The sequence below is a fragment of the Sporosarcina sp. So3-204 genome (genome assembly GCF_058068165.1).
Genome location: NZ_CM176485.1, coordinates 126,776 through 138,197, shown reverse-complemented (window position 1 = coordinate 138,197; position 11,422 = coordinate 126,776). Strand labels below are relative to the sequence as shown.

Below are 11,422 nucleotides of genomic sequence, written 5' to 3'. Positions count from 1 at the left end.
GATTCGTTCATAGTACTCATACGCTGAAACAGTGGTTTTGCTGACAAATGGTAGCTTGTTATAGGATAATGGTTGTGAATTTGATATTCAAAATGCAGGAATAAATTCAAAAAGAAGGAAGTGCTAAATGATGAATTTAGAATTAGTTATGCAGGAGCTTGAAGCCCTTGGCAAAGAACGAATGAAAAAAATATACATTTCCAATGGTGCTCATGAACCGCTTTACGGCGTGGCTACAGGTGCTATGAAGCCGATTGCGAAGAAAATAAAAATAAATCAAAGCCTAGCTGAAGAACTTTATGCCACAGGGAACTACGATGCCATGTACTTTGCTGGTATTATTGCAGACCCAAATGGCATGACTGAGTCAGATTATGAACGTTGGATGGATGCGGCGTATTTTTATATGTTATCCGATTTTGTAGTGGCTGTAACTTTATCAGAGGCAGATATTGCACAAGAAGTTGCCGACAAATGGATAGCAAGCGATGAAGAGCTAAAAATGTCAGCAGGCTGGAGTTGCTACTGTTGGCTTTTAGGGAATCGACGAGACGACGAATTTTCAGCAAGCAAGATTTCCACTATGCTTGCTATTGTAAAAAACACGATTCATGATTCCCCAGAACGAACAAAGTCTTCTATGAATAACTTTCTAGCAACCGTGGGTATATCATATTTGCCGCTCCATGAAAAAGCAATCGAAACTGCAAAGGAAGTAGGCGTAGTAGAGGTCAAACGGGACAATAAGAAAACTAGTTTCCTAAATGCTGAAGAAAGTATTCAAAAACAAGTCGATAAAGGCAGAATTGGTTTTAAACGCAAGCATGTGAGATGTTAAAATTAGCCTCGCCTTGCGAAACAATCTTCACTAAAAATTTCTTCCCATCTAACAGCTCATTTTCATCTTTAAGAGTGCTATCAAGTGGAGTTCATAAATAAAAAGGGAGAATCCGTTCAATATCGAACGAATTTCTCCCTTTTTATTCACTCTATATTTGTTTTAAAGTTTGCGAGTATTTTCACTGCATGTGCACGAGTTGCTGGATTGCTTGGGTTAAACTTTCCATCCGAACCTGTTGCAATACCAAGTTCGTGTAACATGGAAATAGCTTCAACTGTTTCCGCAGCATAATTTCCGTAATCAGTATATGGTGCCTTTATTGAAGGGGTATACTTCGCGCCTGTTTTATACTCATAAGCACGCTGAATCATTAATGCGATTTGTGCACGTGTGACTTGCTCTGTAGGGTTAAAGTTACCATCCCGTCCTTTCACAATTCCAAATTTATAAGCAGCATTAATTTCAGATTTCGTATCGTCTGCATAGCCATCAATGTCTTTAAATGGTGCTGGCTCATCTGATCTTAAATCTAATGTGCGAACCAATAAGGAAGCAGCTTGTGCACGTGTTAAATAATTATTTGGTTTGAATGTTCCATCTGGATAACCTTTGATAATCCCGGACCCGACAGCTTTTTCAATAAATTCTTTCGCCCAGCTATCAGAAATATCCGTGAAGTGAACTGGTTTTTTCACTTCTGTTACTCCAATTGCTGAACCTTCTCTAGTTGAATCTGCCGCCCCCACATATACGCCTTTATCATTCACTAGAATACTATTTACATTACCAATTTCTTGGGGTTTTTCTCCGAGTACATGCCCCATCTGTTTTAACTGATTCTGCACGTCTTTCGGAATTCCATATTCCCACCTAATATTTGGATAGCTGTTGCTATAAATACGGGGTTCCTCAATCGCATCTTTTATGTCCATTTCATAACCAATAACATTTAGTACAATTTGTGTAACGGAAGTGATAATTGTGGCACCTCCTGGTGAACCCACTGTCATAAATGGTTTATCATCTTTAAATACAATTGTTGGTGTCATACTACTTAATGGTCGTTTATTCGGTTGGACTTCGTTTGCTCCACCTGGAATTGCATCAAAATCAGTCAATTCATTGTTCAATATAATTCCTGTTCCAGGTGCCATAATGCCTGATCCAAATACCTGTTCAATGGTTGTGGTATATGAAACAAGATTGCCCCACTGGTCAGCTACAGTAAAGTGAGTTGTTTCGCCATCCTTTTTGTCGTCTTTTATGAGAGTTGCCGGCTTAGCCAAATTGCCATCTTGATAATCCCAAGGGTTTCCTGGCTGAACATTTGAATTAGCCTTTTCTGAATCTATCATTTCCACACGTTTACTCAGATAAGCAGGATCTAGCAATCCTTTTTCCGGTACTTCAATATGTTCTGGATCACCAATGTAGGCTCCGCGGTCTGCATAAGCAAGATGCATTGCTTCTGCCATTAGGTGATACTTTTCTGTGGATTTTATATCATGCTTCGTAAGGTCAAGCATTTCAAATTTTTTAAGTAACTGTAGCATTGTTAATCCACCAGAACTTGGAGGGGGCATAGTAGCTATATCATACCCTTTGTAATCTCCCCATACAGGTGTATCGTGTGTGACATCATATCGATTGAGGTCATCTAGTGTCAAACTACCTTCATATGCTTGGACCACGTCTGCAATTGCAGTGCCTATTTCACCTTTATAAAAGACATCCGAACCTTTTTCACCAATAAGTTTAAAGGTTTTAGCTAGGTCTTTTTGAATAAGAAGATCCCCTTCTTTTAACGGTTGTCCGCTTGGGAAAAATACATCCTTTGCCTCACTCTTAGATAGTTTCGATTGGTTACTAGAAATTGCCTTCCCAAGTACCCAATTTACTTTTACTCCTTCCTCAGCCATTTCAACTGAGGGTTGAATGAGCTCCTTTAGCGGTAACGTTCCCCACTTATCCAAAGCAGCTTCTAATCCTTTAAGTGTACCTGGTACTCCTACCGAAAGACCGCTTTGAACTCTTTCGGAAAAAGGAAGAGGTTTACCTTCACTATTACTTTTATCAATAAACATATCAGGGGTGGCTCCCGCAGGTGCACGTTCCCTACTGTCAATAATAGAAACATGATCTTTAGCGGCATCATAGTACATCATAAATCCGCCCCCGCCAATCCCAGACATCATTGGCTCAACAACATTCAATGCAAACTGAATAGCAACAGCCGCATCAATAGCATTACCTCCACGCTCAAGAACTGCCGCTCCTACTTTTGAGGCTAGTGGGTGAGCCGTCACAACCATTCCTTTTTCACCGACTGCCATCTGTTCATCTTTAATGCCTGGGTTCTCTGGTTCATATTCAGTATTGCTACCCACTTGGGCTTGGACCGATGGTATCCCAAGATTAATCACTAGTACTAATGTAAATAGCATTGAAAGTATCTTATTATAACTTTTCACTATTATTCCTCCTTTGATTAAAATAATATGGAATCTGAAACACCTAAACTAAAGGATAGCTGTATAATATACGTCTAAAATAAAAAGTAAACTAAACTTTTTCTCTCTTTTTTAACTTTTACGCATTCATTATCTATCTTTATTTCACACCTTGAAAAAGATGTAAAGACAAATTCCACAAAATCTGATCTAGTCCTGCATTTCACTCTTCTCATACTTTCTCAAAGGCTAAATTATACTTTTCCAGTAAATGAAAGACTTCTTTTTATATCATCTGATCCTATCGTTTGTTCATTCAACAACTATCGGCATTTGGTATGTAGCTCTAGTGGAAGAATTGAAATCTGCTTTTATAAATTCTTATGAACATCTTCAAGTGGATGGTCCACCGTACATTTACTCCTGATTACGTCTCCATTTTTTTTTAGCTTCTACATAATCTTTAGGAGTATCTATATCAAATAATATCCCCGGGTCTTCAACTTCAAGAAGTAGATGATTGGAGATTCTTTTCATTATAGGCTTGCCACCATTGTCACCTTGTAATTGCGAAAAGAGATGTTTGTTTATATTTCCAAAAAATACCGGATGCCCTGGAACTTCTTTGTACGTTGGACGAATGACGAAAGGTTCCTCATTTTCTTTTAACTGTTCCTCGCCAAATTGATAAATTAAACGAATCGTTTCAGCTTGAATAAATGGAAGGTCGCCAAGAAATATCATTGTATTCGTATGATGTTTTTGCAAACTTTCTATTCCTACCCTTAATGATGAGCTTTGTCCAGTAAGATATGCTTCATTCTCTACCCAACGAAAGCGCTCATTATCTATAGGAATTTCACTTTTTATCAATTCAGCCTCATAACCAATAACTGCAATTACTTCTGCAAAGTCTCCATTTACTAAACGATTAATTGTATGTTCTAAAAGTACTCGCTCTCCCAAAGGAAGAAGTTGTTTTGTCTTTCCCATTCTACTGCCTGTTCCAGCAGCAAGAATGATTGCACATATAGATGAATTCATCTTAACCCTTTCCTTCTTCAGAATATAAGCTGTGAGTTATTATGAATATATTCGGCACCTTGCAAAAATCCGCCTGCATGTCCATTTCTAATCGCAATTACTTCTGCTAATATACTAATGGCAATTTCTTCAGGGGTACTAGCCCCAATGTCTAAACCGATTGGGCTATATAAGCGCCCAAGCTGAGGTTTTGAAAAAACAAACCCATCTTTTTTAAGGGCATCCAATATGCGTATTCGTCGCGAACGTGGTCCAAGAAGTCCGACATAAGGCGCCTGCGTATTTAAGACAAACTTTAAGGTCTCTTGGTCTTTTTCCAAGTGATGGTTCATCACAATGATATATGTTCGGCTCCCAATTTCAATGTTCGCTTCATAACTCTCTTCGTTTGTAACAATTCTTCTCGTATTCGGAAAACGTTCCTCGCTATTATAAAAGGCTCTTGAATCAACCACTGTTGTCCGTAGCCCAAGCGATACACTATAATTTGCGACAGGTATAGCATCATGTCCAGCCCCAAAAATGATAAGGTCTATTGGTGGTGTGTACACATCGATAAATATGCTTATTTCTTGTTCATCTGGCAAAATAAAGATTTGTGTTTCTGACTTCGGATTTTTTTCTCTTAATTTATTTTTAGCTACATCTACAATTTGCGCATCGATTGTCGTATTTCCGAGGCTCCCTATTGGTAATCCCTCGTCGAATATATACATACGACCAGATTCTTGATTCGTTAAAGAGGATTCTGTTTGTAAAACTGTTGCAAGTACACTCGCCTGCTCTTTTTTTATACTAGTAAGCCATGCCTCAAATGCCAATTGGTTAGTCATGAGTTCCCCTTCCTTTAATCCTCAATTTAAAATAGGTTCGATGTAAATTTCAACTTTCCCAGGACATCCTAAACCGAGTCCCCATACGAGATCTTCATCCATATCATACATTTTTAATAAGGGCTTACCCGATTCGATAACTTGTTTTGCTACTTCCGCAACATCTGATTCTAGACATCCTCCAGAAATCATTCCTGTCCTATTTTCATCCTCATCAATGAGCATTTTTGCTCCTTCTCTTCGGTAAGCCGATCCGAAAACACGGACAACTGTTGCCAATGCGGATTTTTTTTGCACTTCTTTTAGTTTAGCTAACGCTTCAAATACCAGAGCATTTTCTTGCAAACCATTCACCTCCTAATTTGTACCTGACGTGCTAGTTGAAGAAATGTTGAAGAAGAAGTTGCCCCTGAAAATAAATCAATGTACGGAAGTGCCGTTTTCATTCCTCTTGCAATGGGCTCGTACCCATCAATGTTAAGCAATGGGTTTAACCAAATAATGGCTAATGTCCGCTGATAGATTTCTTTCATGGCCAATTGAAGGTAATCAATTTCACCTGCATCTAATCCATCGCTTGCAATGAGGACGACTGTATTTTTCTTTATAAACTTCCCATATTGTCGGACAAATGAATATAAGGACTCACCTATGCAAGTTCCTCCACCCCACTCATTTCCTTTTATCGAAAGCACAGGGAATTGATCTTGTTTCGTTCTTTTCAATTGTTCTGTTACACGTTTTAGTTTTGTGGAAAAAAGAAATACCTCTACATTATCTGCACATTTTGTCATTGCATATGCAAATTGTAAAAAGGGTTCTGCGCTAGAAGACATTGAACGACTACTATCACATAGTAAAACAAAATTCGCTTTTTGTTTTGTTGGCCCAGTCCATACTGGTTTTATTGGGAAGCCCCCAAATTGGATACTTTGTCTTAAAGTTTTCCTTACATCCATTCTTACTCTTTTTTTCACTACTTTATAGCGTCTGGAATTTTTTAAAGTGATTTGCTTAACAAATGCTTTTGCCGCTTTTACCATTGCAGAAAACTGATAGGAAGAAATTGAAACCTGTGCTTCTTGGACGTTTTGGTTCATGATATTTGTAGCTGTCCATACGGTTATTTCCTCTTTTTCTTCTCCAGTATCCTCATCTATCGATTGATCTTGTTGTATGCTAGTTATGGAAGGGACTACTGAACTTTTTTCTTCTAATTCAACGATGCTATCCACTGGATTCTTTTCTTCATTTTTCTTTTTTTCTTCTGTTAAAAAATGAAGGAGATCATCTGTTTTTTGATTCTCATTATTGTTTATAAAGAATCTTAGAAATGCATGATCGAATATTTCCTGCTCTTCTCTACTTGAACAAAGTACGATTCGTAACGCTAACCTAAACTGCTGAAGGTCTGTTATATCAATAAATTCAAGTGCCCGTAATCCATCGCTCATTTCTTTTATACCAATTAAAAATTCTTTATCACGCAAATAGCGAAAAAAAGATAGCAACACATTAGAAATCTTTCCAGACTGCAACATAAAGGTTCCCCTTTCGATGTTTATCGGGGCGTATCAACGTAAGAGCGTACCTTGTTTTAGTTCTTGTTCAATCGTTTCCCAATCATCTTTATTTTTTAAAAAACAACCAAGTGTTTCTTGAACAGTTTCCTCATTTAGCTCACTACGATGCATGGAGATAAGCGCTTGTGCCCAATCTAAACTTTCCGCAACGCCAGGCACTTTTTGCAATGGCATTTCGCGTAATTTTTCCATTAACTTTGCAATTTGAGCAGCCAAGTCGTTATTGATATCTGGAAGGCGAGCTTGAAGGATTTCGGCTTCTTTATTAAAGTCTGGATATGATACCCATTGATATAAGCAACGTCTGCGAAGTGCATCGCTAAGCTCGCGCGTTCGGTTCGATGTTAAAATAACATAAGGTCGATGTTTCGCTTTTATCGTTCCTAATTCTGGAATTGTAATCTGAAACTCAGCAAGTGCCTCAAGTAAAAATGCTTCAAATGCTTCATCAGCTCTATCAACTTCATCGATTAATAAAACTGGCGGAGCATCTTCTTCCATAAATGCTTCTAAAATAGGACGAGTTAAAAGAAATTCTTTCCCGAAGATATCCGCCTCTCTTTTTGCAAGTGTTACTTCACTATTTTCAGTCATACGAATATGAAGCATTTGTTTCGCATAATTCCATTCATACAGCGCGTTATTCACATCTAAACCTTCATAACATTGCAATCTAATTAACTTGGTGTTTAAAGACTTAGCCAACACTTTTGCAATCTCTGTTTTCCCTACACCGGCTGGACCTTCTACTAGTAATGGTTTCTTTAAAGATTTCACGAGATGTAAAGCCGTTAAAATGGATTGGTCTGTTATATAACCATATTCTCGAAAAGTTGTTTCTATTGAATTAGTATACTCATGCATACAAACCACTCCTCTTGCTACGTAAGTTTTAATAGAAAAAGAGCGAAGAGGCTCGTGACAAACTTATCACAATCCTCTTTGTTCCTTTAATTTAAAACAACACTGATTTTAAAGCACGAGCTGTATATACTTTACTAAGATTTTCTCTATATTCTTCGGAAGCGAATGAGTCACTACCCATTTCACCGTCTTCAATTGCTTTTTCTGAAGCTAATTGAATGTTTTCTTCAGTAGGTTTTTGGCCTAATAAAGCTTCTTCAACTGCCCTTGCACGGTACGATACTTCGCCAACACCTGTAATGCCTACCCTAACGTAATCAATTAAACCATCGTTATCTACACCTGCAACAACTGCGACACCAACGACTGGATATCCTGTTGCATGATGGAAAAATTTAAGATAGGTTGATTTCGTATTTGATGGCGGAATTTCAAAACTAACACCCGTTATGATACTATTTTCAGGCAGCATCGTAATAAGTGGCCCCAAAATAAAACCTTCGATGCTCATGACATCGCGTCCTTCATCACCTTCCATGATAAGTTCTGCACCAAGAGCAAATGCTGGAGCTGGTAAATCAGCTACCGGATCACCGTGAGCAATATTTCCTCCGATTGTACCCCTGTTTCTAATTTGGATGTCACCAATCTGACCTGCAGCATCAGCAAGTACAGGAATTTTCTCGTTGATAATTAAGTTATTCTTCACTTCATAATGTGTTGTCATTGCACCAACAATAATCCGATCACCTTCAATGGTCACACCTTTTAATTCAGGGATTCTACTAATATCTATAATTTTTCCTGGTTCTGTTAGTCTGAATTTCATAAGTGGAAGTAAACTATGGCCACCAGCAATAATTGTGGCTTCACCATCACTTTCACGTAATAGCTCAACTGCCTGTTTTACTGACTCTGCACGAACATAGTCGAATTTAGTGGGTATCAATTATTTCCCCTCCCATTTTGAATAACTTGCCATACCTTTTCAGGAGTGAGTGGCATTTCAATATCAGTAACACCATATTGTTCTAGCGCATCAACAACTGCATTCATCACAGCCGGAATTGACGCCGTCGTTCCCGTTTCTCCAATTCCCTTTGCTCCAAGTGGATTAACTGGTGAAAGCGTTTCTGTAAAAGCAGTTTCAATATGTGGGAAGAAACGAGCTTTCGGCATTGTATAGTCCATAAATGAACCCGACGTAAGTTGACCCTTATCGTTATAAGTGATACCTTCCCATAATGCTTGCCCAACACCTTGGGCAATTCCACCGTGAACTTGACCTTCTGATGTAAGAGGATTAATAACACGTCCAACATCATCTACAGCGAGATAACGTTGCAAGTCAATCTCACCTGTATCTTTATCAATTTCAACGACGACAATATGAGTACCGAATGGATATACAAAATTTGATGGATCAAAGAAAGCTTGTGTTTCAAGTGACGGCTCCATATCTTCTGGTAAGTTCCATGCAAAGTTTGCAGATTTCGCAATTTCTTTGAATGTACGTTGCTGTCCCGGTACGCCTTTCACTTGAAAGATTCCATCATTCAAATCGATGTCTTCTACGGAAACTTCTAACTCGTGAGCCGCAATTTTCTTCGCCTTATCAACAATTCGATCAGCAGCTATTGAAACAGCTCCTCCACCTACCGCGACTGAACGTGAACCGTACGTCCCCCATCCCATGGAAATTGCACGTGTATCATTAAATACAAATTCGATATCCTCCATTGGAATACCTAGTTTATCGGAAACAATTTGTGAAAATGTCGTGTCATGGCCTTGACCATGTGGCGAAGTCCCTGTATAAACACTCACTTTCCCGGAGGGATGTACTCTGACTGTGGAGTTTTCCCACACGCCACCTTGGAACCCAATTGCACCAGCTACTGCTGAAGGTCCGAATCCACACAGTTCCACGTAAGTTGACATACCAATTCCAATTAATTTACCTTCTTTTCGTTTTGCTTCTTGTTCTTCACGCAACTGTTTATAATCAATCATTTCGAGTGCTTTATTCAAAGGCTTTTCATAATCACCGCTATCATAAACTAACCCTTGTGCATTCGTATATGGGAAATCTTCTTTTTTCGCAAAGTTCTTCCTTCTTATTTCAATTGGATCCATACCAATTTTTTTGGCAAACAAACTAATTGCACGCTCAATCTGATACGTAGATTCAGGTTTCCCAGCACCACGATATGCATCTGTCGGTGTTGTATTTGTATATACACCAAACGTTTCACACGATGCTTTCGGAATATCGTATGCGCCCGTTATCATTAGACCAAAGTCAATTGTGGAAACACCAGGGCCCATTGTCGATAAAAAAGCACCCATATTTGCTGTGTTTACTACACGTAAAGCTGTTAATGTACCATCTTTCTTTCCTGCCAACTCTACATCGATAACTTCGTCACGACCGTGGTTGGATGCAGAAAAGTGTTCATTTCGTCCTTCAATCCATTTAACCGGCCTTTTCAAATCACGTGCTGCATAGCCAACTAATGCTTCATCCGGGTACACACCGATTTTCCCGCCAAAGCCACCGCCCATATCTGGAACGATAACTTGTAGTTTCGCTTCAGAAATACCTAGCACTTCTGATAAAACCATTCTATGAATATGTGGATTTTGCGAACTACACCATAGCGTTAAATCGCCACTTCCTGGATTATACTGTCCAATTGCAGAACGTGTTTCCATCGGATTTGCCGCAACACGCTGAACATTAAAACTTGCTCGAACAACAACTTCTGCTTCGTCGATGTCTTTATCTTCCACTTCGCCGGCTTTCCAATGAAAAGCAATATTATTCTCAATATCATCATGAACAAGTGGCGCATTTTCAGCCATAGCATCCTTCTGTTTAACCGATACTGGAAGTACCTCATACTCTACTTCAATTAAATCCAACACGTCACGCACAGCAAAACGACCTTCTCCAACAACGAATACGACGCCGTCCCCAACATATCTCACACGATCGACCGCTAGAGGGTTATGAAATGCTTCTTTCAAGTTCGCACCAGGAACTAGCCATGATGATGGAATTCGGCCTATTTTACCCTCAATGTCTTTTCCTGTATAAATTGCTACAACTCCAGGAGCTTCTAACGCCTTTTCAATATTTATATTTTTAATAAGCGCATGCGCATGAGGGCTTCGCAAAATAGCTGCATATAACATTCCAGGTAATTGAATATCATCAGCAAAATGACCATTTCCAGTTATTAATTTAGGATCTTCTTTTCTTTTTATACGTGCGCCAACTTTTTTATTCATTGTAAAAGCCCCTCCTCTGTCAGACTTTTCCCTTCAGCCATCAATTTAGCCGCATGTTTTACTGCGCTAACAATAAACTGATAACCTGTGCAACGACAGATGACGCCTTCAAGGCCCATACGGATTTCGTCGTCTGTTGGATCTGGATTGTCTTTAAGAAGTGCCATCATCGCAATCATAACGCCAGGTGTACAAAAACCACATTGTAATCCATGTTCTTCCCAGAATCCTGTTTGCATAGGATTCAGATTATCAACTGTTCCTAATCCTTCAACCGTTGTAATTTCCATGCCGTCCGCCTGTACTGCAAGCATCGTACATGATTTGACTGCTTGGTCATTAACAAAAACTGTACAAGCACCACATTGACTTGTGTCGCAACCAACATGCGTACCCGTTAAATTCAAATGATCGCGGATATAATAAACGAGTAACGTACGTGGTTCTACTGCTGCACTTCTTTTTACGCCATTGATTGTTACACTGACATTAAATGATTGGTTCGCCATAAAT

General features: G+C 39.0%; 10 protein-coding genes and 1 pseudogene. 1 reads left to right on the top strand and 10 read right to left on the bottom strand.

Annotation, left to right across the window (positions count from 1 at the left end; all coding sequences use genetic code 11):
* The first annotated feature begins 130 nt into the window (after window positions 1–130).
* Window positions 131–838: a DNA alkylation repair protein gene (locus tag AC3RV6_RS00665; protein WP_489749144.1), complete on the top strand. Its 708-nt coding sequence runs from the start codon at window positions 131–133 to the stop codon at window positions 836–838.
* A 146-nt stretch (window positions 839–984) separates the two neighbouring features.
* Here AC3RV6_RS00665 and AC3RV6_RS00660 read toward each other — a convergent pair whose 3' ends face one another.
* The 10 genes and pseudogenes from AC3RV6_RS00660 to AC3RV6_RS00615 form a co-directional block, all read right to left on the bottom strand.
* Window positions 985–1,536, bottom strand: coding sequence for an S-layer homology domain-containing protein (locus tag AC3RV6_RS00660; RefSeq protein ID WP_489749143.1), 552 nt, complete (start codon window positions 1,534–1,536; stop codon window positions 985–987).
* A pseudogene (gene ggt, locus AC3RV6_RS00655) lies at window positions 1,528–3,315 on the bottom strand (gamma-glutamyltransferase); the annotation flags it as partial. The gene AC3RV6_RS00660 and the pseudogene ggt, both read right to left, overlap by 9 nt.
* A gap of 393 nt (window positions 3,316–3,708) precedes the next feature.
* Window positions 3,709–4,335, bottom strand: a complete 627-nt coding sequence (locus AC3RV6_RS00650) for a nucleotidyltransferase family protein (protein WP_489747562.1) — start codon at window positions 4,333–4,335, stop codon at window positions 3,709–3,711.
* Window positions 4,336–4,352: 17 nt separating this feature from the next.
* Window positions 4,353–5,168 carry an XdhC family protein gene (locus AC3RV6_RS00645; protein ID WP_489747561.1) on the bottom strand — a complete coding sequence of 272 codons (816 nt, stop codon included), beginning with the start codon at window positions 5,166–5,168 and terminating at the stop codon, window positions 4,353–4,355.
* 21 nt (window positions 5,169–5,189) lie between these two features.
* A complete protein-coding gene (locus tag AC3RV6_RS00640) occupies window positions 5,190–5,513 on the bottom strand; it encodes an XdhC family protein (RefSeq protein ID WP_489747560.1) in 324 nt (107 codons plus the stop codon).
* A 5-nt stretch (window positions 5,514–5,518) separates the two neighbouring features.
* Entirely contained in the window at window positions 5,519–6,709 is a 1,191-nt protein-coding gene (locus tag AC3RV6_RS00635) for a vWA domain-containing protein (RefSeq protein WP_489747559.1), read from the bottom strand.
* Between the two features lie 33 nt (window positions 6,710–6,742).
* The gene (locus AC3RV6_RS00630; protein WP_489747558.1) at window positions 6,743–7,615 is read right to left on the bottom strand and encodes an AAA family ATPase; all 873 of its coding nucleotides are present in this window, start codon (window positions 7,613–7,615) and stop codon (window positions 6,743–6,745) included.
* A gap of 91 nt (window positions 7,616–7,706) precedes the next feature.
* Entirely contained in the window at window positions 7,707–8,564 is an 858-nt protein-coding gene (locus AC3RV6_RS00625; protein WP_489747557.1) for an FAD binding domain-containing protein, read from the bottom strand.
* Window positions 8,561–10,909: a xanthine dehydrogenase family protein molybdopterin-binding subunit gene (locus AC3RV6_RS00620; protein ID WP_489747556.1), complete on the bottom strand. Its 2,349-nt coding sequence runs from the start codon at window positions 10,907–10,909 to the stop codon at window positions 8,561–8,563. Before AC3RV6_RS00620 ends, AC3RV6_RS00625 begins: the two co-directional genes overlap by 4 nt.
* Window positions 10,906–11,418 carry a (2Fe-2S)-binding protein gene (locus AC3RV6_RS00615; protein WP_489747555.1) on the bottom strand — a complete coding sequence of 171 codons (513 nt, stop codon included), beginning with the start codon at window positions 11,416–11,418 and terminating at the stop codon, window positions 10,906–10,908. Before AC3RV6_RS00615 ends, AC3RV6_RS00620 begins: the two co-directional genes overlap by 4 nt.
* Window positions 11,419–11,422 lie beyond the last annotated feature (4 nt).